21 protein-coding genes are annotated in these 20331 nt (G+C 69.0%); 11 read left to right on the top strand and 10 right to left on the bottom strand.

The window, feature by feature from the left end; translation table 11 throughout:
• Window position 1 precedes the first annotated feature (1 nt).
• Window positions 2-436: an NUDIX hydrolase gene (locus BMX57_RS13805; RefSeq protein ID WP_092368160.1), complete on the top strand. Its 435-nt coding sequence runs from the start codon at window positions 2-4 to the stop codon at window positions 434-436.
• Here BMX57_RS13805 and BMX57_RS13800 read toward each other — a convergent pair.
• From BMX57_RS13800 to BMX57_RS13775, 6 genes are all read right to left on the bottom strand, one after another.
• On the bottom strand, window positions 406-3795 hold the full coding sequence (locus BMX57_RS13800; protein ID WP_092368157.1) for an efflux RND transporter permease subunit: 3390 nt from the start codon (window positions 3793-3795) through the stop codon (window positions 406-408). The genes BMX57_RS13805 and BMX57_RS13800 overlap by 31 nt on opposite strands.
• A gap of 3 nt (window positions 3796-3798) precedes the next feature.
• Window positions 3799-5253, bottom strand: coding sequence for an efflux RND transporter periplasmic adaptor subunit (locus BMX57_RS13795; RefSeq protein ID WP_092368154.1), 1455 nt, complete (start codon window positions 5251-5253; stop codon window positions 3799-3801).
• Window positions 5254-5365: 112 nt separating this feature from the next.
• Window positions 5366-5908 carry a molybdenum cofactor biosynthesis protein B gene (gene moaB, locus BMX57_RS13790; protein WP_092368151.1) on the bottom strand — a complete coding sequence of 181 codons (543 nt, stop codon included), beginning with the start codon at window positions 5906-5908 and terminating at the stop codon, window positions 5366-5368.
• 4 nt (window positions 5909-5912) lie between these two features.
• Window positions 5913-6533 (bottom strand): LysE family translocator, encoded by a 621-nt coding sequence (locus BMX57_RS13785; RefSeq protein ID WP_092368148.1) that lies wholly within the window; start codon window positions 6531-6533, stop codon window positions 5913-5915.
• On the bottom strand, window positions 6530-7129 hold the full coding sequence (locus BMX57_RS13780; RefSeq protein ID WP_092368145.1) for a metallophosphoesterase family protein: 600 nt from the start codon (window positions 7127-7129) through the stop codon (window positions 6530-6532). The genes BMX57_RS13785 and BMX57_RS13780 overlap by 4 nt, the downstream gene beginning before the upstream one ends.
• Window positions 7129-7899 (bottom strand): uracil-DNA glycosylase, encoded by a 771-nt coding sequence (locus tag BMX57_RS13775; RefSeq protein ID WP_092368142.1) that lies wholly within the window; start codon window positions 7897-7899, stop codon window positions 7129-7131. Before BMX57_RS13775 ends, BMX57_RS13780 begins: the two co-directional genes overlap by 1 nt.
• 84 nt (window positions 7900-7983) lie before the next feature.
• On the opposite strand from BMX57_RS13775, the gene BMX57_RS13770 reads away from it, so the two are divergent.
• The 7 genes from BMX57_RS13770 (at window position 7984) to BMX57_RS13740 (ending at window position 13349) form a co-directional block, all read left to right on the top strand.
• Entirely contained in the window at window positions 7984-8571 is a 588-nt protein-coding gene (locus tag BMX57_RS13770; RefSeq protein WP_092368799.1) for an FAM217 family protein, read from the top strand.
• A gap of 62 nt (window positions 8572-8633) precedes the next feature.
• Complete coding sequence (locus tag BMX57_RS13765; RefSeq protein ID WP_092368139.1) at window positions 8634-9572, top strand: aspartate carbamoyltransferase catalytic subunit; 939 nt, start codon at window positions 8634-8636, stop codon at window positions 9570-9572.
• Window positions 9569-10096 (top strand): hypothetical protein, encoded by a 528-nt coding sequence (locus BMX57_RS13760; RefSeq protein ID WP_092368136.1) that lies wholly within the window; start codon window positions 9569-9571, stop codon window positions 10094-10096. Before BMX57_RS13765 ends, BMX57_RS13760 begins: the two co-directional genes overlap by 4 nt.
• The gene (locus BMX57_RS13755; protein WP_092368133.1) at window positions 10093-10470 is read left to right on the top strand and encodes a hypothetical protein; all 378 of its coding nucleotides are present in this window, start codon (window positions 10093-10095) and stop codon (window positions 10468-10470) included. Before BMX57_RS13760 ends, BMX57_RS13755 begins: the two co-directional genes overlap by 4 nt.
• On the top strand, window positions 10467-11747 hold the full coding sequence (pyrC, locus tag BMX57_RS13750) for a dihydroorotase (RefSeq protein ID WP_092368130.1): 1281 nt from the start codon (window positions 10467-10469) through the stop codon (window positions 11745-11747). Before BMX57_RS13755 ends, pyrC begins: the two co-directional genes overlap by 4 nt.
• The gene (gene plsY / locus BMX57_RS13745) at window positions 11747-12352 is read left to right on the top strand and encodes a glycerol-3-phosphate 1-O-acyltransferase PlsY (RefSeq protein ID WP_092368127.1); all 606 of its coding nucleotides are present in this window, start codon (window positions 11747-11749) and stop codon (window positions 12350-12352) included. The genes pyrC and plsY overlap by 1 nt, the downstream gene beginning before the upstream one ends.
• Window positions 12353-12488: 136 nt before the next feature.
• Window positions 12489-13349, top strand: a complete 861-nt coding sequence (locus tag BMX57_RS13740; RefSeq protein ID WP_092368124.1) for a carbon-nitrogen hydrolase — start codon at window positions 12489-12491, stop codon at window positions 13347-13349.
• A 163-nt stretch (window positions 13350-13512) separates the two neighbouring features.
• On the opposite strand, the gene BMX57_RS13735 is transcribed toward BMX57_RS13740, so the two are convergent.
• The 4 genes from BMX57_RS13735 to BMX57_RS13720 form a co-directional block, all read right to left on the bottom strand.
• On the bottom strand, window positions 13513-14883 hold the full coding sequence (locus BMX57_RS13735) for a glutamate--cysteine ligase (protein WP_092368121.1): 1371 nt from the start codon (window positions 14881-14883) through the stop codon (window positions 13513-13515).
• A gap of 68 nt (window positions 14884-14951) precedes the next feature.
• Complete coding sequence (locus BMX57_RS13730) at window positions 14952-15479, bottom strand: hypothetical protein (protein ID WP_092368118.1); 528 nt, start codon at window positions 15477-15479, stop codon at window positions 14952-14954.
• Window positions 15476-16333, bottom strand: coding sequence for a GNAT family N-acetyltransferase (locus tag BMX57_RS13725; protein WP_092368115.1), 858 nt, complete (start codon window positions 16331-16333; stop codon window positions 15476-15478). Before BMX57_RS13725 ends, BMX57_RS13730 begins: the two co-directional genes overlap by 4 nt.
• The gene (locus BMX57_RS13720) at window positions 16330-17049 is read right to left on the bottom strand and encodes a 16S rRNA (uracil(1498)-N(3))-methyltransferase (protein WP_092368112.1); all 720 of its coding nucleotides are present in this window, start codon (window positions 17047-17049) and stop codon (window positions 16330-16332) included. The genes BMX57_RS13725 and BMX57_RS13720 overlap by 4 nt, the downstream gene beginning before the upstream one ends.
• Window positions 17050-17061: 12 nt before the next feature.
• Between BMX57_RS13720 and ubiA the strand changes: the two genes are divergently transcribed.
• The 3 genes from ubiA to BMX57_RS13705 all read left to right on the top strand — a co-directional run bounded on the left by ubiA (window position 17062) and on the right by BMX57_RS13705 (window position 20317).
• Window positions 17062-18024, top strand: a complete 963-nt coding sequence (gene ubiA / locus BMX57_RS13715; protein WP_092368109.1) for a 4-hydroxybenzoate octaprenyltransferase — start codon at window positions 17062-17064, stop codon at window positions 18022-18024.
• A gap of 63 nt (window positions 18025-18087) precedes the next feature.
• Window positions 18088-19995, top strand: coding sequence for an OmpA family protein (locus BMX57_RS13710; RefSeq protein ID WP_092368106.1), 1908 nt, complete (start codon window positions 18088-18090; stop codon window positions 19993-19995).
• Between the two features lies 1 nt (window position 19996).
• Entirely contained in the window at window positions 19997-20317 is a 321-nt protein-coding gene (locus tag BMX57_RS13705) for a hypothetical protein (protein WP_092368103.1), read from the top strand.
• The last annotated feature ends 14 nt before the right edge of the window (window positions 20318-20331 follow it).

Below are 20331 nucleotides of genomic sequence, written 5' to 3'. Positions count from 1 at the left end.
CATGGTGCGCAGCCCGCGCCTGGGCGCCCTGGCGGTGATTCTGGACGGATCCCGCGTCCTTCTGGTGCAACGGGGCAAGCCGCCCGGTCTCGGCCTGTGGGGCTTTCCCGGCGGGCATGTCGAATGGGGCGAGACCGTGCGCGCAGCGGCGGTGCGCGAGCTGCGCGAGGAAACCGGGATCGAGGCCGAGGCGCAGGACGTGCTGACCTGTCTCGACCTGGTATTGGCGGATGAGGCTGGCGAGGTGGCTACGCATTACCTGCTGGTCGCGGTCTCCTGTCTCTACCGCGGCGGCACGCCGATGGCGGGTGACGACGCGCGTGACGCGCGATGGTTCGATATTCCGGATGTGCTGTCGGGCGCCCTGCCGATGAACGACCGGGTTGCCGACCTGCTGGCGCTGGCTCAGGCCCGCCGCGAGACCCCCCTGGCATAGACCGCACCGACTGCGAACCAGCCCAGCACGGCAACCGTCAGCGCGCCAGCCACGAACAGAACCAATCCGCCGCGCATCGGATCCAGCATGGGCAGCACCCCGGCCAGAGGACTCGGCAGCGCGCCGGTGACTGCGGGCCAGGCCACGGTCAGCGCCAGCCACAGAAGGGTCAGCGCCCCCGCGCCGGCCGCCGTTGCGCGGCTCAACCGGTCGCGTCCGCGCAGGGCCCGGCGCAGGGCGGTGATCGGGCGCGACACGTCGCGCTGCACCGCGATCAGCGCCGGCACCACCAGCAGCACGAGGACCATGCCGAAGCCCAGGCCGAAGACCAGCGTGATGACCGTGGGCTTGAGGAACTGCGCCTGTTGCGAGCTTTCGTAGAGCAGCGGCGTCAGGCCCAGCACCGTGGTCAGCGTGGTCAGAATGACCGGCCGCAGCCGGTCGGCGGCCCCGTCGATGATCGATGGCACCAGCCCGCGCTCTTCGGCATAGCTGTCGATCGTCGTCACCAGCACGATGGAATCGTTGATGATGATCCCGGTCATGCCCAGGAGGCCCACCACCGTGAACATGCTCAGCGGCACCTCCCAGACATAGTGACCCCAGATCGTGCCGACCAGGCCGAAGGGGATGATCGCCATCACCACGATCGGCCGCGTCCAGCTGGCGAAGATCCACGCCAGGACCAGGTAGATGCCGGTCAGGCAAAGGATCAGACCGGTGCCAGCCTCCTGCAGGAACGTGTCCTCCTGTTCGCTCAGGCCGGACATGCGCCATTCGACCTGCCGTTCGCTGGCGATGCGCGGCAGGATCTCCTCTTCCAGCGTCTGCGAGATCTCGGCGGCCCGTGCAGGATCGTCATCCGAGATGTCCCCGGTGACCGAGATCAGACGGATGCCGTTCTCGCGCCGGATGGTCGAGAAGCCGGTGCGCTGGCTGACCGAAACGATATCGGCCAGCGGCACGTAGAAGCCGGCCGGCGTGCGCATCAGCGTGCGTTCCATGAAATCGGCGGTCAGCTCGCCTTCGGGCAGCTCCACCCGGATCTCGGCGCTGCGCGGCCCTTCCGGATAGGTCGCCGCCTCGATCCCGTTCAGCCGGTGGCGCAGGGCGCGGCCCAGGGTCTCGATGGAGAAGCCCAGCGCCTGGCCCTGGGCGGTCAGGTCCAGGATCAGCTCTTCCTTGTCATAGGCCAGGTTGTCCTGCACCGCCGACACTTCGGGATAGCGGGCCACGGCGGTCTGCAGATCCTCGGACGCGGATTTGAGCGTGTCGGCGTCGGCGCCATAGAACTGCACATCCAGCGCATCCCCGCCCGGACCCGACCGCCAGCCGCGGAAGCTGAGCGTTTCGACCAGCGGGTGCCGGCGCACCACCTCCTGCAACTCGCCAACAAAGGCGAAGCTGGAATAGGGGCGCAGGTCGGCGTCGATCAGCTCGATGGAAATGCCGCCCAGCAGATCGGCATCCTTGGTATCGGCGCCTGCCAGCCCCCAGCCGGGATTGCCGCCCACCTCGGCCAGAACATAGTCCAGCGGGTTGCGGCCGTGCCGCTCCTCATAGACCTGGCCCAGCTCTTCGGTGGCGCGCTGCAGCTCGCGCATCATCGCCAGCGTGTCGGCGCGGGTCGCCCCCTCGACCATGGCGAAATTCCCGGTGACCGACCCGCGCTCGGGCGCGTTGAAGAACCGCCAGGTCACGTCGCCGCGGATGAACAGCGCCAGCTGCGAGGCCAGCACCAGCACCGCCAGCGCCAGAACCACGTAGCGCGCGCGCACGACCCAGCCCATCAGCGGCCGAAACGCGTCGTCGCGCAACCGGCGAAACCCGCGATTCACCACCCGGTTCGGCCAGTCATACCAGTGCCGCTTGGCGCTGTGCGCAAGCCCATGCGCCAGGTGGTTGGGCAGGATCAGGAAACACTCGACCAGCGAGGCGGCCAGCACCGCGATCACGGTAAACGGAATGTCGCGGATCATCTCGCCGAACCGTCCGCCCACGGCGGTCAGCCCGAAAAAGGCGATAATCGTGGTCAGGGTCGCGGCCATGACCGGCATCGCCATACGCGCGGCCGCGCGTTCGGCCGCCACCGTCGGCGCCTCGCCCAGGCGCCTTGCGCGGAAATCGGCGTGTTCGCCGACCACGATGGCATCATCCACCACGATCCCCAAGGTGATGATCAGGCCGAACAGGCTGACCATGTTGAGCGTCAGCCCGCCCAGATACATCAGCGCGATGGCCGCGAACATCGCCGCCGGGATGCCGGCGGCCACCCAGAAGGCGATGCGGGCATTGAGGAACAGGAACAGCAGGCACAACACCAGGCCCAGACCCATCAACCCGTTGTCCAGCAGGATGTTGAGACGTCCGGTAATGGCTTCGGCGCGGGTGCGGATCAGTTCGACCGACACGCCCTGCGGCAGGCTGGCCTGCATCTCGGTCGCGACATCCTCGACCGTACGCTGCACCTCGATGGCATCGCCGCGATCGGACCGGTCCACGCGGATCGACATGGCCGGGTTTTCTCCGGCGAAATAGCTGCGCTCGCGGTCCACGCCCTCGACCCGGATCGTCGCGACGTCGCCCACGGTCAGTTTCGAACCATCCGGGTTCGAGCGCAGGACGATGCCCTCGATATCCTCGGGCGCGCGTTTTTCGACGCCGGTTCGGACCCGAGCATTTGCGCCCGACACATCCCCGGCGGGATCGCCGCTGACCTCGGCCGCGATGGCCTCGGCGATCTCGGCCATGCTCACATCGTTGGCGATGAGCCGGGCCGAGGGCACCTCGACCACCGTGCGGGGCGCGGCAACCCCACGGATCGTCGACCGCGTGACGCCGGCCGCGAACAGCCGGGCGACAAACTCGTCGGCATAGAGGCCCAGCTGGTCCGCCCCGACCGACCCGGTGATCACCACATCGGTCACCCGGTCGCGCCAGCCGCCGCGCCGCACGCTGGGCTCCTCGGCCTCTTCGGGCAGCTCGGTCACCGCGTCCAGCGCGGTCTGCACATCGTCGGCGGCACGGGCCATGTCCCAGCCGGGCTCGAACTCCAGTTCGATATCGGCGCGGCCCTCGCGCGCGGTCGCTGACGAGCTTTCGACTCCGTCCACGGCCAGCAGCACCGGCTCGAGCACCTGCACGATGGCGTCGTCCACATCCTCGGGGCCGGCACCTTCCCAGGTCACGCCGATGCGCACGTCCTCGATGATGACATCGGGAAAGAACTGCGCGCGCATGTTGGGCATGGCGGCCAGCCCCATGACCAGCATGACCACCAGCAGCAGGTTGGCGGCAGTGCGATGCCGGGTGAAATAGCGGAACAGCCCGCTGGCCGCACCGGGGATCGGCCGCACCACGGCTCAGCCCCCCATCCGGGATTCGATGCGCTCCACCAGGCTGGCGGGCACGCGGGCCTGCGCCAGCTGGCCCAGCACGCGCTGCTTGACCGCGCTGGGCATCCCGGCATTTCCCTCGACCATCGCCACAAGCCTTGCGCGATGCTCCTCGCTCAGTTCCAGCATCGCGGCCTCGGGTGCCAGTGCCGCGTCCTCGCGCAGCGGGCGCACGCGGATGCCCGCGCCCAGAAGCGGTGTGCGCCCGACCACGACCTCGCGCCCCGCCAGCCCGTCGCCGCGCAGAAGTACATCGTCGCCCTGCCGGCGCACCAGCCGCACCGGCAGCGCCTCCAGCCGGTCCTCGGGACCGAGAACCAGAACCGTGCCGCTGGCGTCCAGCGCCGAGGCCGGCAGGCGCGCCACGCCGTCCAGCGCAGGCTCCTCCACCGCCACGGTCACGAAATCCCCCGGCTTGAAGCCGCGCGGATCCTCGAGCCGGGCAAAGATCAGCCGCCCGGACTGCCCCTCGCCGGCGGTGCCGCTGTCGCGGCTGATCCGGCCGCGTGCGGTCAGGTCTGTCCCGGTCGCCTCGAGCGTGATCGTCACCGGCGCCGGTTGCAGGCGGCCATCCTCGTTCAGCAGCCGGACATATTGCTTGGTCGAGACCCGGAACGCCACTTCCAGTGCCTGCGGATCGACCAGTTCGGCCAGCTTCTCGTTGGGCGAGACCAGCCGTCCCTCGACCAGGGTGACACCGGTGAGCGTGCCGTCGAACCGGGCGGTGACCCTGGTGTCCTCGAGATCGCGCTTCGCTTCGTCGACCGCGATCCGCGCGCGGGCGACAAGGGTGGCGGCCTGGTCGATCCGGGCCTCGGCCCGTGCGACGGCGATGCGCCGGGCCAGCGCCGCCTGCCGGGCCGCTGCCGCCGCCAGCTCGGCGGTCTCGACCGCGGCGGCCGTTCCCACGCCGCGTTCGACCAGGTCGCGCTGCCGTTGCAGGGCCTGCGCGCGCAGGGTCGCCTGGTCCTCGGTGGCCTGCAACTCGTCGCGGGCCAGGTCCAGCGATCGCTCGGCATCGCGCTCTTCGGCCTGCGCATCCAGCAGGTCGGACTCGGCACGGTCCAGCGCGGACTGCGCATCCGCCGGGTCGATCCGCAGGAGCAACTGCCCCGCCGAAACCTCGCCGCCTTCCTCGAAGGCCTCGGCCAGCTCGATCACCCGGCCGCCCGCCGCCGCGCGCAGCTCCAGCGTCCGGCGGCTCTGAACCTGGCCGAAGGCCTGCAGGATCGGTGTGACCGTTCCGGTTTCGGCGGTCACCAGATTGACCGCGAAGATGCGCTCGCGCGCCTCGGGCTCCCGATTCTCGTCGGCCATGCGCTGCTGCACCGCGCCCAGCACCAGCTGACCGGCATAGATCAGCAGCGCCAGGGTCAGGGACGCCAGGAACACGCCGACAAGGACTTGGCGCAGGAATCGCATGTCTCAGATCGCTCCGGTCGCTATGGGCTGCGTTGCGCAGCCAAATGGTAGCCGGGCAACGGGAAATGCCAAGCCAGAACAGGGATTCACGCGAATTATACGCACCCGCGTCCTATTTCCGTCGCAGATGTTCGTCCAGCCGCGGCATGATCTCGACGAAATTGCAGGGACGGTGGCGATAATCGAGCTGATTGCGCAAGATCCCGTCCCAGGCATCCTTGCACGCGCCGGGGCTGCCGGGCAGCGCGAACAGGTAGGTGCCGCCCGCCACGCCGGCGGTGGCGCGCGACTGGATGGCCGAGGTTCCGATCTTGTCCAGCGACAGCATGGTGAAGACGGTGCCGAAGGCGTCGATCTCCTTCTCGTAGACATCGCGATGCGCCTCGACCGTGACATCACGCCCGGTCAACCCGGTGCCCCCGGTCGAGATCACCACGTCGATTTCGGGATCGGCGATCCAGGCGCGCAGCTGCGCGGCGATCTCGGACCGCTCATCGCGCAGGATGTGGCGCGCGGCCAGCACGTGCCCCGCGCCCGAGACCCGATCCGCCAGAACGCCGCCCGAGCGGTCGTCATCCGGCGTGCGGCTGTCGGAAACCGTCAGGATCGCGATGCGCACGGGAACGAAGTCCAGGGTTTCGTCGATTCCAGGCATTTGGTCAGGCCCTTTCGATGATGGCAAGGCGCAGCGCCAGCGCCGCGAAGATCCCACCCGACAGCCAGCCCAGCGCACGGCGCGTGCTGGGGTTGCCGGTCAGGCGGCGTCCGGCCCCGCCGGCGAACAGGCCGACGCCGGCATTGATGACGAACCCGCCCAGCGCGATCACCGCGCCCAGCATCAGGAATTGCGGCAGGATCGGCCCGGCGGCAGGGTCGACAAATTGCGGGATGAAGGCCAGCACGAAGAGGATCACCTTGGGATTGGCCAGGTTCACCAGCAGGCCGTCCCGGAACGCCCGGCGCGCCGGGCCCGGTGCCGGCGACGCCGGTTCGGGCCGGTGGCCGATCGCGCCCCAGGCCAGGTAGAGCAGATAGCCGACGCCGACCCAGCGGATCACGTCGAACAGCCAGGGCATCGCGGCGACCGCCGCGCCCAGGCCCAGCCCGGCCAGCGTCACATGCACCATCGAGCCCAGCGAGATGCCGGCACTGGCCGCCACCGCCGCCCGCGGCCCCGCGCGCAGCCCCTGGCCAAGGCAGAACAGCATGTCGGCCCCCGGCGTCAGGTTCAGCGCCAGCGCCGCCGGCACGAAGGTCAGCAGGATCACCGGGTCGATCAAAGGGTCACCTCGAACCAGTTGGGCGTGGGGCCGAGGTTGGCCACCTCGGCACGTCCGATCCGGCCCCGCGCGCCCCAGCTTTCATGCACGTGCCCGCACAGGAGCAGCTGAGGCTGCAACCGCTCCGCCGCGTCGCGCACGGCGACGGATCCGACGGATTTGCCGCCACTTGTTTCATCGCCGACGCCCTTGGGCGGCGAGTGGCTGACCAGGATGTCCACTCGGCCGCAGCGGCCCAACAGGTCCTCGGCCTCGGCCTCGGTCAGGTTGCAGGACCAGTCGCCAAAAGGCGGCGGCGGCACCGCATAGCCCAGCCCGAAGATGCGCAGGCTGTCGATCGTCACGCCCTGCCCGTGCAGCACATGCGCGCCCTCGGGCGCGGCATCGCGCAGCTCGGGCGCGCTTTCGACATTTCCGGGCACCAGCACCATCGGCACACGGATCCGTGCGAGGATCGGCATGATCCGGTCCAGGCCCCGGCGCATGTCGCAGAAATCCCCCGCGCCGATCACCAGATCCGCGTCGACGCTGGCCGCGACGACCTCTTCGGCGCGGTTGCGCGCAAGGTGCAGGTCCGAGAAGGCCAGGATCCGCATCAGCCCGCCCTCAGTTTCGCGTTCAACTCCAGCAGGTCCGCCCAGGCCAGCCGCTTCATCGCCGGCTGGCGCAGCAGGTAGGCGGGGTGGAACATCGGCAGCACGGGCAGGTCCATTGCCTGCGCCCAGCCGCCGCGCAGGCGGGTGATGCCGCGTTTGCCCAGCACCGCCTGGCAGCTGATATTGCCCATCAGGATCAGCACGCTGGGCCGGGCAAGGGCCACGTGACGCTCCAGAAACGGGGTCATCATGCCGATCTCGTCGGGTTTCGGGTCGCGGTTCTGCGGCGGGCGCCAGGGCAGCACGTTGGTAATATAGACATTCTCGGCACGGCTGAGCCCGATCGCGGCCAGCATCCGGTCCAGCATCTGCCCGGCACGACCCACGAAAGGCCGGCCCTCGCGATCCTCGTCACGTCCCGGCGCCTCGCCGATGATCATCACCGGCGCGCCGGCCACGCCATCGGCAAAGACCAGGTTGCGTGCGCCTTTCCTGAGGTCGCACAGCGTGAAACCGTCCATCGCGGCGCGCAGATCGGCAAGGCTGCCGGCCGCTGCCGCCAGGTCGCGGGCGATTGCCACCGGATCCTCGGAATCGGAGGTGACTGGGGCCGCCGGTGCAGGCGGCGCCGCGCGGGTGCGCTCCGGCGTCACGGTGTCGGGCAGCGCGTAGCGGTCCACCGGCAGGTCCCCGATGGCCTCTGTCGCGCCCAGCTCGACCTGCCATTCCAGCAGTGCCCGCGCCGCCTCGTGATCCAGAGCCGATTCCATGCCGGATACTCTAGCGGCCACAACGGCAAGGGAAAGCCAAGAAGCCACTTGCCCTCGGGCCGGGTTGATCCGACCATCCGGACCATGCAGCTGCTTACAGGTTTTCTGGCCGGCCTGCTCCTGGCCCTGGTCCTGACCGCCCCCGCGCAGGCGGCCGGTCTGGGGGACGATTGCGCGCCCGGCCGGGTGCAATGCGGTACGGACAATTGCTGCGGGGCCGGCGAGAGATGCAGCGCCGACGGGTTCTGCATCCCACCGGGCGGCAGCTATTGCGGTGGCGGGCGCAGCTGCCCGACGGGGCAGGTCTGTACCGATGGCGGCACCCGTTGCGTGCCAGCCGGAAGCCCGCGCTGCGCCGACGGGTCGATCTGTCCGGCGGGCCGCGCCTGTGCGCCGGGCGGCGGGTGCCGGCCGAATTTCGTGCCCGAGCTTGCGCGCCCGCCGGAAACGCCCGGCACGCCGGGCTGCCTGCCCGGTGGTGGATGCAGCCCGCCGGGCTGGTTCCTGTGTCCCGAAACCGGGTCGCAATGCCGCCCCGGGTTCAAGTGCTCGGCCGGCCAGGGATGCGTGCCGCGGCTTGCGGTGGACTGCGGCAACGGGCGCTGGTGCAAGCCGGGCGAGATCTGCCGTCCCGACGGCGGCTGCGCCCCCGAGGCGGAAAGCGCGGACTGATGTTGCCCCCTGCCCGCGCTCTTCCTATAAGCGCGGGCGAGATGTCGGACCGGAGCCCTTTCATGCGTTTTGCCCATCGCCACCTTCTCGGCATCGAGCATCTGTCGCAATCCGACATCACCGCGATCCTCGACCTGGCCGAAACCTATGTCGAGCTGAACCGGCAATCGGCCAAGCATTCCGACGTGCTGGCCGGTCTCACCCAGATCAACATGTTCTTCGAGAACTCGACCCGCACACAGGCCAGCTTCGAACTGGCCGGCAAGCGGCTGGGCGCGGACGTGATGAACATGGCGATGCAGGCCAGCTCGATCAAAAAGGGCGAAACGCTGATCGACACCGCGATGACGCTGAACGCCATGCATCCCGACCTGCTGGTGGTGCGGCATCCGCAGTCCGGCGCGGTGGACCTGCTGGCGCAGAAGGTCAATTGCGCGGTGCTGAACGCTGGCGACGGGCGGCACGAGCACCCCACACAGGCCCTGCTGGATGCGCTGACCATCCGCCGCGCCAAGGGGCGGCTGCATCGGCTGTCGATCGCCATCTGCGGCGACGTCGCCCATTCCCGCGTGGCGCGGTCGAACCTGATCCTTCTGGGCAAGATGGAGAACCGCATCCGGCTGATCGGCCCGCCGACGCTGGTGCCGCCGCATTTCCGCGAGTTCGGCGCCGAGGTCTTCGACGACATGCGCGAGGGGCTGCGCGATGTCGACGTGGTGATGATGCTGCGACTGCAGCGCGAGCGGATGGATGGCGGGTTCATCCCCTCCGAGCGGGAATATTACCACCGCTTCGGCCTGGACAACGAGAAGCTGGCCCTGGCCCGCCCCGACGCCATCGTGATGCATCCCGGCCCGATGAACCGGGGGGTCGAGATCGACGGTACGCTGGCCGACGACATCAACCGGTCGGTCATCCAGGAACAGGTCGAGATGGGCGTGGCGGTGCGCATGGCGGCAATGGAACTTCTGGCGCGCAACCTGCGCAGCGAGGCGGCATGACCGAGACGATCACGATACCGGCGGGCGAGCGCGGCGTGCTGCGCCTGTTTGCACTGGACATGCCCGCGCAACAGGCCAAGTTCCTGCGCGAACCCGGAGCGGCGGCACAGGTGCTGGGCGTCGAAACCCTGGAAGCCGACCAGGTCGAAGTGTTCCCGGTCAAGGATCTCGACGACCTGGGGCTTGCGGGATACCTGGCCGAGGGCTATGCCATCGCGCCCGAACAGCTGGACCACGACGCGCTCGCGGCGTTGACCGGGTGGGTGTTGCTTCTGCGCAGCCGCGCGTTCGGCGGGCAGGAGACGCATCTTGACCCCGATCCCGCGCTGCGCCTGATCGGCACCTATCGGGAGGCGGTCACCGACTGGTCCGCCGGACCGCTTGAGGCCGGCAGCGCCGCGCCCTACTCCGCGCCTCCGCCACCGCCGCGCGCGCTGCGCCGCAAGGCCCGCGGGGTCGGCTTCGCCCTCTTTGCCGTGGTGATGGCGCTGATCGTGGCGCTGCTTGCCTGGTGGATCGCATGACCCGCTTTCCCGCGGATCGCCAGGCCTATATCCGCAGCCATACCTGGCTGGCGGCGGTCGGCATGGCCGGGGCCATGGCCGTTCTGTGGATGATCGGCAGCCCGCATGTCTGGACCGGCGCGCCGGCGGGCCTGGCAGCGGTCGCGCTGCGCGGCTCGTATCTCGCCTCCGAGGAGCTGGCGGCGGTGTGGGAGATCGACGGCGGCGCGCTCACCGGTCCCGGGCCGCGCCGTGTGCCGCTGGACGACATCGCCGAGGTGAAGACGCAGGGCAGTTTCGTTCAGGTCGTCACCAGGGGCGGCGACAAGCACCTGATCAAGTACCAGGCCGATCCGGACGCCACCAGGGCCGCCATCGAAAGGGCCGCGCGATGAGCGACATCCTCTTCACCAATGCCCGCCTGATCGACCCCGAGGGCGGAACAGACGGTCCCGGCTGGCTGCTTGTGCGGAACGGCCGGATCGCCGACCGCGGCGATGGCGACCCGGGCGGAACACCCGGCGCGACGGTCGATTGCGGCGGCAAGTGCCTCGCCCCCGGCATCGTCGATATCGGCGTCAAGGTCTGCGAACCGGGCGAACGGCACAAGGAAAGCTATCGCTCGGCCGGGCGCGCGGCGGCCGCCGGTGGCGTGACCACGATCGTCACCCGTCCCGATACCTCTCCGGCCATCGACACGCCCGAAAGCCTGGAGTTCGTCACGCGCCGGGCGCAGGCGGATGCGCCGGTGAACGTGCTGGCGATGGCGGCGCTGACCAAGGGGCGGCAGGGCCGCGAGATGACCGAGATCGGCTTCCTGCTCGATGCAGGCGCCGTGGCCTTCACCGATTGCGACCAGGTGATCACGGACACCAAGGTGTTTTCCCGCGCGCTGACCTATGCCCGCAGCCTGGGCGCGCTGGTTATCGCCCACCCGCAGGAGCCGGGGCTGAGCGCCGGAGCGGCCGCCACCTCGGGAAAGTTCGCCTCGCTCTACGGCCTGGCCGCCGTCTCGCCCATGGCCGAGCGCATGGGGCTGGACCGTGACATCGCGCTCTTGGAGATGACCGGCGCGCGCTATCACGCCGACCAGATCACCACTGCCCGCGCCCTGCCAGCGCTGGAGCGGGCCAAGCGCAACGGGCTGGACATCTCGGCCGGCACCTCGATCCACCACCTGACGCTCAACGAGCTGGACGTGTCCGACTATCGCACCTTCTTCAAGGTCAAGCCGCCGCTCCGGTCCGAGGACGACCGGATGGCCACGGTCGAGGCGGTGCGCAGCGGGCTGATCGACATCATCAGCTCGATGCACACGCCGCAGGACGAGGAAAGCAAGCGCCTGCCCTTCGAGGAGGCCGCGGGCGGGGCGGTTGCGCTGGAAACCCTGCTTCCGGCGGCCCTGCGCCTCTACCACGCGGGGCAGATCGACCTGCCCGGTCTGTTCCGGGCGATGGCGTTGAACCCTGCCCGCCGGCTGGGGCTGGACTGCGGCCGGCTCGCCGCCGGCGCACCGGCCGATCTTGTGCTGTTCGACCCCGACACGCCCTTCGTACTGGACCGGTTCGCGCTGCGGTCCAAGTCGCAGAACACGCCGTTTGACGGCCAGAGGATGCAAGGTAGGGTGCTCGGCACCTATGTGGCGGGCGAACCCGTCTACCGGAGAGACTGATGCCCGCAATCGAGACCGCTCCCTACCTGCTGATCCTCTGGGCCGCGCTCGGCTACCTGCTGGGGTCGATCCCGTTCGGCATGGTGCTGGCCCGGCTGATGGGGCTGGGCAACCTGCGCGAGATCGGATCGGGCAATATCGGCGCCACCAACGTGCTGCGCACCGGCAACAAGGGCGCGGCGGCGCTGACGCTGTTGCTCGACGGCGGCAAGGGGGCTGCGGCGGTTCTGCTGGCCCGGGCCTTCGCCGGCGAAGATGCGGTACAGCTTGCGGCGCTGACGGCGTTTCTGGGCCATTGCTACCCGGTCTGGCTGGGCTTTCGCGGCGGCAAGGGGGTGGCGACCTTTCTGGGCATCTGGCTGGCGCTGTCCTGGCCGGTCGGGCTGGCCTGCTGTGCCGCATGGCTGGTCGCCGCGCTCGCCAGCCGGATCTCGTCGATGGGCGCGCTGGCGGCGGCGGCCTCGTCGACCTTCTGGATCCTGCTGATCGACGACGGCTCGGGCTTCCTTCTGGGCATCTTGCTGACGCTGCTCGTGTTCTGGCGCCACCGCACCAACATCGCGCGGATCCGCGCCGGCACCGAACCCCGCATCGGCAAGGCCTGACGGCCGCGCGCGTCCCGCCGCGCCGAACCGCGGCTGGTCAGATCGCGTCGGAAAATGTCGCGGATCGGCAATAGTCCGGCCCGCAACGAGGTCACTTTGACCCTAGAGACAGGCAGTTAGCACGTCGGGGTCCCAGATGGCAGAAATCACCGTCGCAGCCATGCAGATGGCCAGCACACCCAGCTACGACGACAACATGGCCAAGGCCGAAGAGCTGATCCGCGCGGCCGCCGCAGCCGGGGCGCAGATCGTCCTGCCGGGCGAGATGTTCTCCTCGCATGAGTTCCAGTTCATGGAGATGGACGCCGAACCCTTCAAGCTGGCCGAGCCGCTGGACGGCCCGACGGTCAGCCATATGCGGCAACTGGCCAGGGAGCTTTCGGTCGTCATTCCGACCAATGTGTTCGAGCGGGCCAACAACGCCTATTTCAACACCAATGTCATCATCGATGCCGACGGATCGGTCCTGGGCCACTACCGCAAGTCCCACATCCCCCTCGGCCTGCCCGGCTGTTACGAGAAGGTCTACTCGAACCTCGGCGATACCGGCTTTGTCACCTTCGACACGGCCTACGGCCGGATCGGAACCTGCGTGTGCTGGGACCAGTGGTTTCCCGAAGCCGCGCGGATCCTGGCGCTGAAAGGCGCCGAGCTGCTGTTCTACCCCTCGGCCATCGGATCGGATTGCCACGACCACTGGGAAACCGTGATGCGCGGTCACGCGGCGGCCAATATCGTGCCGCTGGTGTGCTCGAACCGGGTGGGAACCGAAACCGGCACGCTGGGCGAGGTGACGTTCTTCGGGCAGGCCTTCATCGCGGGACCGCGCGGCGAGGTCCTGCAAAAGGCCGACCGGACCAGCGAGATGTTCGTCACGCAGCGTTTCGACCTGGACGAAATCCGCGAGATGCGGGCGCATTGGGGGTTGTTCCGGGACCGCAGGCCGGACCTCTATGCACCGCTTCTGACGCTTGACGGGGTCACTTCGCCGGCCTGATCACACGAGACAGATTGTGGCCTGTAGGCCCGCTGGCCAGACCGCCTATGCGATCTGGAGTCCAAGTTTCTCCCAGACACCGAGCCCGGTGGTGCTATCGACCCGTCGCGGCCCAGTTCGGCACTGATGGACCCGACACAGAGAGACACCAGCCCGCCCCTGCTCAATAGCTGTATTCGCTGTAGATCCGGCTCAGATCCCCGTCCCAATCGCCGCCGTAGCGTTCCAGCAGCTCGTCGGCCGGCACCTTGCCGGACTGCACGCTTTCGCGCAGCGCGTTCAGGAAATGGGTCTCGTCCGGCACCAGCCCCCCCGCACCGGGGCGCGCGCGCGCCTTCAGCCCCGCATCGGCGATGTCCAGCACCTCGCGGGCCAGGTCGTGCATGTCCACCGATCCGACCCGGGCCTGCAACCCGTCGATACTGGCGGCGACGCGCAACCCCTCGCGGGTCTCGGCATCCCAGCCCTTGACCAGATCCCAGGCCGCGTCCAGCGCGCCCTGGTCATAGGTCAGCCCGACCCAGAAGGCCGGCAGCGCGCAGAGCCGCCGCCACGGGCCGCCATCGGCGCCGCGCATCTCGATGAATTTCTTGATCCGCGCCTCGGGGAACAGCGTGGTCAAGTGATCCGCCCAGTCGCTGATCAGCGGGGTCTCGCCCGGCAATGCCGGCAGCTCGCCCTTGAGGAAGTCGCGGAAGGACTGGCCCAGCGCATCGATATACTTGCCGTCGCGATAGACGAAATACATCGGCACATCGAGCGCGTATTGCACCCAGGCCTCGAACCCGAACCCGTCCTCGAACACGAAGGGGACCATGCCGGTGCGGTCGGGATCCAGGTCGCGCCAGATGCGCGAGCGCCAGCTCTTGTGTCCGTTGGGCTTGCCCTCGAAAAACGGCGAGTTGGCGAAGAGCGCTGTTGCCACCGGCTGCAGCGCGATAGCCACGCGCAGCTTCTGCACCATGTCCGCCTCGGATCCGAAATCCAGGTTGACCTGCACCGTGCAGGTGCGCCGCATCATCGCCGTGCCCAGGCTGCCCACCTTCTGCATGTAGGCATCCATCAGCTTGTAGCGCCCCTTTGGCATCAGCGGCATCTGGTCATGGGTCCAGACCGGCGCCGCGCCCAGCCCGATGAAGCCCACGCCGATCTCGTCGGCGATGTCCTTCACCTCGCGCAGGTGCACATTCACCTCGTCGCAGGTCTCGTGGATGGTCTCCAGCGGTGCGCCGCTGAGCTCCAGCGCCCCGCCCGGCTCAAGCGACACGTTGGCGCCGTCCTTCTCCAGCCCGATCAGCTCGCCGCCCTCGCGGATCTCGGCCCAGCCGTGACGGTCGCGCAGCCCTTCCAGAACCGCCTCGATCGACCGCTCACCGGCAAATGGCAGCGGTTTCAGCGTGTCCTTGCAATATCCGAACTTCTCGTGCTCGGTCCCGATCCGCCAGTCCTCGCGCGGCTTGCAGCCATCGGCCAGGTATTCGGCCAGTTGTTCGTGGCGTTCGATCGGGGCGCCGCCGGACTGGGGGATGGACATGGGACGTGCTCCGATCGTGATCTGTTTTTCGGTCTGCAGGCCAGTCCTGCGGAGAAACGCCGCCGGTGTCAATGCAGCCGCAGACCCTCGGGCCGCAGCGGGCGGCGTTCCCAGATCACGACCGGGTGAGCTGCTTCGCCGCGCAGTTCGGCCAGCATGCGCTCGGTCCGCAGGCCCGGCAGCGTGGCGAACACGTCGAACAGCGCATCCGCACCCTCGGCATTGACCGGCACGCGCAGCGGGGTCTGGCCGGCACGGTCCAGCACCCAATGCGCGGGCTTGCCGGTGGGATCCAGGGCCAGCCGTTCGATCTCGGCCGCGGCCACCGACCCGCCGGTGAGCGGGCCCAGATAGGTGATCTCGCCCTCGTCGACCAGAACCACGCCGGGGCCGCCTGCACCGGTTCGGAACCGCGCCCGCTGCAGCCCGATCACCAGCAGCGCACCGCTGGCCAAAAGCAGCGCGGCGCCCACCCAGGCCAGCAGCCCGCCCGGCCCGGCGATCCAGCTCAGCCCAAGCAGGCCCACCAGGGCGGCCACCAGCACCTCGCGCCAGCGCCGCAGCGCCGCGCGCGCCTCGGGTCGGATGAAGCTCATGCCAGCACCCCTATCCGCACAGGCGCGGGCAGCAGGGCGATGCGGTAGTCGCCCACACGCTCGAAGCCCAGCGCCGAATAGGCCCGGTCGGCCGCGGGGTTGTTGGCAAACAGGATCGCGCTCCGCGCGCCCCGGTCGCGCTCGCTTGCCAGCAGCGCGGCTGTGATGCGTCGCCCCAGCCCGCGATTGCGTTGCTCCTGCGGCACGAAGACGCCGCCGACCTGCACCATATCCGCGACACGTGCGTTGATCGCGGCCATGGCAATCGGGTGGCCGTTCTCCTCCAGCAAGTGAATGCTGCCGTCACGGGCGGCATCCTGTGCGCGCGCGTCCGCCTGGTCCGCTGCGGCAGCGTTGTCGGAGGCGATTCCGGTGTCGCGCAGATAGCTGCGGAACCAGCTGCGCAGCAGCGCCTCGTCATCGGGACCGGAGGGCCGCAGCCGCTCTGTCGGCGCGTCCAGCCGCGACAGGTCCAGACGGCAAAGCGGTTCGTCATGGTGCAGCGCGCAGTCCTCGGCGCGCAGCCCGAGGGCCGCCAGCGTCGCCGCCACCTGATCCGCCACGCCGGTCATCCCGGCCACGGTCTCGCCGGCGATGGCGAAGGCGAAAGCGGCATAGGCGCCCGCCTCATGGCCGGGCACCTGGCACATCAGATAGCCGTTGTTGGTCAGGCCAAAGACCCCGGCAATCCCGTCGCGGCCCATCCACAGGAAGAACCGCGTGCCATGGGGCGCGACACGCTCGCCGATGCCATGCGCCATCAGGTTGCCGCGCAGGAACATCGAGCTTTCCGGATGACCGGAAAGAAACGCCTCCATGGCAGCTGCGTCCTCGGGGATCGCTTCGCGCATCATGTCCAGTCTCCCAATGCCTGCTGCCAGACGGTCATGGCCGCCACCGCCGCGGTGTCCGCACGCAGGATGCGGGGGCCGAGGCTGACCGGATGCGCGAAGGGCAATGCGCCCAGCCGCGCGCGCTCGGCGTCCGAGAACCCGCCCTCGGGCCCGATCAGGATCGCCCATTTGCCGCCCGCAGCGCCCAGGGCCCTTGACGCGCCGGCCAGCGCCTCGTCGCAGAACATCAGCCGCCTGTCCTCGGGCCAGTCCGCCAGCAGCCTGTCCAGACGCACGAGGTCCGCCACCTCGGGCACGAACGTCCCGCCGCATTGCTCGGCGGCCTCGACCGCATGGGCCTGCAGCCGGTCGCGTCGGACCCGCTCGGCATTGGTGAAGTCGGTCTGAACCGGCACGATCCGCGCCGCGCCCATCTCGGCGGCCTTTTCGACGATGAAATCGGTGCGCGCCTTCTTGATCGGCGCGAACAGCAGCCACAGGTCGGGCGGCATCCGCAGCGGCGCGGTCTGTTCCACGCAATCCAGCACGCCGCCGCGCTTGCCCGCCTCGGCCACCCGCGCCAGCCATTCGCCGTCGCGCCCGTTGAACAGGGCCACCGGCGCGCCCACGGTCAGCCGCATCACCCCGAAGAGGTAATGCGCCTGCTCGCGCGTCAAAGGAACCGATTGCCCCGGGCCCAGAGGGTGCTCTACATACAGCCTGATCTTCGCACTCATGAAGGCCTACATATGCAAGGCAATTCACCAGTTCCAGACGAACAAATCGCGGACGCGGTTCAGGGCAACTGGGTCGACACCCGTGCGCCCGCCTTTGCCCGACCCTATCTGAGGCTCAGCCGGATCGACCGGCCGATCGGTACCTGGCTGCTGCTGATCCCCTGCTGGTGGGGGCTGACGCTGGCGATTCTGGATGGCGGCGACCCGCGCTGGGGCGACCTGTGGATCGCCGTGGGATGCGCCATCGGCGCGGTGCTGATGCGCGGCGCGGGCTGCACATGGAACGACATCACCGACCGCGACATCGACGGCAGCGTCGAACGCACGCGGCTGCGGCCGATCCCGTCGGGCCAGGTTTCGGTCACCGGAGCGCTGGCCTGGATGGCGGCGCAGATGCTGCTGGCGCTTGGCATCCTGCTGACCTTCCTCCCGGCGGCCATCGCGCTGGGGTTCCTGTCGCTGGTGCCGGTGGCGATCTATCCCTTTGCCAAGCGCTTCACCTGGTGGCCGCAGATCTTTCTCGGCCTTGCCTTCAACTGGGGCGCGCTGCTGGCCTGGGCGGCCCATGCCGGCGGGCTGAGCTGGGGTGCGGGTTTCCTCTATCTTGCCGGTATCGCCTGGACGCTTTTCTACGACACGATCTATGCCCACCAGGACGCCGAGGACGACGCGCTGGTCGGGGTCAAGTCCACCGCGCTGCTGTTCGGCAAGGACACGCCGCGCTGGCTGTCCTGGTTCCTGGTGGGCACGGTGTCGCTGATGGGTGTCGCGGTGCTCGAGGCAGTGTTGCCCGATGCCTCGCCATTGGTGCTGGTGCTGGCCATCGGCGGGCCCTGGGCGATGGGCTGGCACATGGCCTGGCAGCTGCGCGGGCTGGATCTGGAAGACAACCGCAAGCTGCTGCAGCTGTTTCGCGCCAACCGCGACACCGGCCTCATTCCGCTCATCTTCTTCGGGGCGGCGCTGCTGGCATGATTGAACCTCCCCCGGCGGTTATGTAAGACACTCGGCGTAGACCGGACTGGACCAGACCTTCCCATGCGCCTTCCCTTCTCGATCATGGCCGCCCTGACTTTTGTTCTGGCGGCCGGCCTGTGCCTGGTGGCCGCCGGGTTCGCCGTAACCGCGGTCGAGGACAACTCCGAGATCGTCGTTCGCCGTGCGCTGGACGATGCCGGCCACGACTGGGCCGAGGTCGAGGCCGACGGGCTGCGGGTGATCCTGACCGGGATGGCCAGGGACGAGGCCACGCGGTTCAACGCGCTGTCGGTGGCCGGCGCCGAGGTCGACGCCTCCCGCGTGATCGACCGTTTCGAGATCCTGCCCACCGCCGACCTGGACGCACCGCGCTTTTCGGCCGAGATCCTGCGCAATGGCAGCGGCATCTCGATCATCGGCCTGATCCCGTCGGAGACGGATCGCGCAGGCCTGGTCGAGACGCTGCAGGCGCTTGATCCCGACGACTCGGTCTCCGACCTGCTGGAAACCGCTGACTACCCGGTGCCCGAAGGTTGGCACGAGGCGATGGGCTATGCGGTCACCGCGCTGCGACTGCTGGACCGGGCCAAGATCTCGGTCGATGCCGGCCGGGTTTCCGTCACCGCGATGTCGGACAGCGGCGCCGAGAAGGAGCGGCTGGAGGCCGAGCTGACCCGCGCGGCGCCGCCCAGCCTGCGCCTGGGCCTGGACATCGCGGCGCCGCGCCCGGTCATTACGCCGTTCATACTGCGTTACCTGATCGACGACGAGGGCAGCCGCTTCGACGCCTGTTCGGCGGAAAGCAACCTGTCCCGGAACCGCATTGTCGAAGCGGCGCGCCAGGCCGGGACGCGTGGCGATATCGACTGTACCATCGGGCTGGGCGTGCCCTCGCCGACCTGGGCCAGTGCCGCCGAGCGCAGCATTTCGGCCCTGGCCGAGCTGGGGCGCGGGTCTGTCACGATCTCGGATGCCGACATCACCCTGATCGCCGCCGAAGGCACCGAGCCGGCGCTGTTCGACCGGGTGGTGGGAGAGCTGGAGAACACACTGCCGCCGGTCTTTGCCCTGCACGCGGTGCTGACCGAGCCGGAAGAAGCCGAGGGCAGCGGACCGCCCGAGTTCGTCGCCACGCTCAGCCCCGAGGGGCTGGTCCAGCTGAGCGGGCGTCTGGGCGACGAGACCACGCGCACGATGGTCGCCAGCTATGCCAAGGCGGCGTTCGGCTCGGACGTGGTGCACACGACGGCGCGGGTGGTGCCGGACCTGCCGGCCGAATGGCCGGTGCGGGTTCTGACGGGCATCGAGGCGCTGTCGCTTCTGCGCAACGGCGCTCTGCGCGTGACGCCGGAACTGGTCACCCTGCGAGGTGTCAGCCACCAGAAGGAGGCCAAGGCGGTGATCGCCCGCCTGCTGTCGGAAGAGCTGGGAGAGGCGCAGGAATTCGAGCTGGAGATCACCTATCAGGAGCCGCCCGAGCCGGAGGATGCCCCGGTCGATCCGGAAATCTGCCAGGAGCGGATCGCCGAAATCCAGTCGGGCACCAAGATCACCTTCGATCCCGGCTCGACCGACGTGGCCGCCGAGTCGCTGGACACGATGAACCGGATCGCCGACGTGCTGCGCGAATGCGGCGATATCCGGCTCGAGATCCAGGGCCATACCGACAGCCAGGGTCGCGAGGAGATGAACCAGCAGCTCAGCCAGGCGCGGGCGCAGTCGGTGCTGAACGAACTGCGCGCCCGCCGGGTGCCGACGTCAAGCTTTGTCGCGGTTGGCTATGGCGAGAGCGAGCCAATCGCCGAAAACGACACCGAGGACGGGCGCGAGGCCAACCGACGGATCGAGTTCCGCCTGATCCGGCCGGAACCGGTGGTAGAACGGGAAACCGGGCTGGAGGCGATAGAACCGCAGCCCGAGGGCAATGACGGGGCCGGCGAGGCGGACCCGGACGGGGAAAGCGAATGACATGAACCGGACCGAATTCATCATTACGACTGCGATCATCCTTTTCGTCGCTTTTGCGATGGGATGGTTCACCAACTGGCTGCTGCACCGCTTCAGCCGCGTCCGCCAAAGCGACGTTGCCGATCTGGACCGGATGAGCCAGGAGCTGCACGAGGCAGAGGAAACCCGGGATCAGGCGATCACCTATCTTCAGCAGCGTGAGGCCGAGCTGACCAACCAGCTGACCCAGACAGAGGCCGAGTTGAGCGCGGCGATGGACGGGTTGCGCGCGGCCCGGCAGGACGCCGAAGAGCTGCGCGCGAAACTCGGCCGCCTGCAATAGGGCCGCGCGCCCGC

Origin of the sequence: Cribrihabitans marinus, from assembly GCF_900109035.1 — a bacterium.
In the GTDB taxonomy this organism is placed as follows: domain Bacteria; phylum Pseudomonadota; class Alphaproteobacteria; order Rhodobacterales; family Rhodobacteraceae; genus Cribrihabitans; species Cribrihabitans marinus.
This window is presented reverse-complemented; position numbering and strand designations above follow the sequence as displayed.

Bases quoted from the DNA above. Each gene is read 5' to 3' on its own strand.
- BMX57_RS13805 (WP_092368160.1), top strand. From the start codon at position 2: ATGGTGCGCAGCCCGCGCCTGGGCGCCCTGGCGGTGATTCTGGACGGA.
- BMX57_RS13795 (WP_092368154.1), bottom strand. From the start codon at position 5,253: ATGCGATTCCTGCGCCAAGTCCTTGTCGGCGTGTTCCTGGCGTCCCTG.
- moaB (WP_092368151.1), bottom strand. From the start codon at position 5,908: ATGCCTGGAATCGACGAAACCCTGGACTTCGTTCCCGTGCGCATCGCG.
- BMX57_RS13780 (WP_092368145.1), bottom strand. From the start codon at position 7,129: ATGCGGATCCTGGCCTTCTCGGACCTGCACCTTGCGCGCAACCGCGCC.
- BMX57_RS13775 (WP_092368142.1), bottom strand. From the start codon at position 7,899: ATGGAATCGGCTCTGGATCACGAGGCGGCGCGGGCACTGCTGGAATGG.
- BMX57_RS13770 (WP_092368799.1), top strand. From the start codon at position 7,984: ATGCAGCTGCTTACAGGTTTTCTGGCCGGCCTGCTCCTGGCCCTGGTC.
- BMX57_RS13765 (WP_092368139.1), top strand. From the start codon at position 8,634: ATGCGTTTTGCCCATCGCCACCTTCTCGGCATCGAGCATCTGTCGCAA.
- BMX57_RS13760 (WP_092368136.1), top strand. From the start codon at position 9,569: ATGACCGAGACGATCACGATACCGGCGGGCGAGCGCGGCGTGCTGCGC.
- BMX57_RS13755 (WP_092368133.1), top strand. From the start codon at position 10,093: ATGACCCGCTTTCCCGCGGATCGCCAGGCCTATATCCGCAGCCATACC.
- pyrC (WP_092368130.1), top strand. From the start codon at position 10,467: ATGAGCGACATCCTCTTCACCAATGCCCGCCTGATCGACCCCGAGGGC.
- plsY (WP_092368127.1), top strand. From the start codon at position 11,747: ATGCCCGCAATCGAGACCGCTCCCTACCTGCTGATCCTCTGGGCCGCG.
- BMX57_RS13740 (WP_092368124.1), top strand. From the start codon at position 12,489: ATGGCAGAAATCACCGTCGCAGCCATGCAGATGGCCAGCACACCCAGC.
- BMX57_RS13735 (WP_092368121.1), bottom strand. From the start codon at position 14,883: ATGTCCATCCCCCAGTCCGGCGGCGCCCCGATCGAACGCCACGAACAA.
- BMX57_RS13730 (WP_092368118.1), bottom strand. From the start codon at position 15,479: ATGAGCTTCATCCGACCCGAGGCGCGCGCGGCGCTGCGGCGCTGGCGC.
- BMX57_RS13725 (WP_092368115.1), bottom strand. From the start codon at position 16,333: ATGATGCGCGAAGCGATCCCCGAGGACGCAGCTGCCATGGAGGCGTTT.
- BMX57_RS13720 (WP_092368112.1), bottom strand. From the start codon at position 17,049: ATGAGTGCGAAGATCAGGCTGTATGTAGAGCACCCTCTGGGCCCGGGG.
- ubiA (WP_092368109.1), top strand. From the start codon at position 17,062: ATGCAAGGCAATTCACCAGTTCCAGACGAACAAATCGCGGACGCGGTT.
- BMX57_RS13710 (WP_092368106.1), top strand. From the start codon at position 18,088: ATGCGCCTTCCCTTCTCGATCATGGCCGCCCTGACTTTTGTTCTGGCG.
- BMX57_RS13705 (WP_092368103.1), top strand. From the start codon at position 19,997: ATGAACCGGACCGAATTCATCATTACGACTGCGATCATCCTTTTCGTC.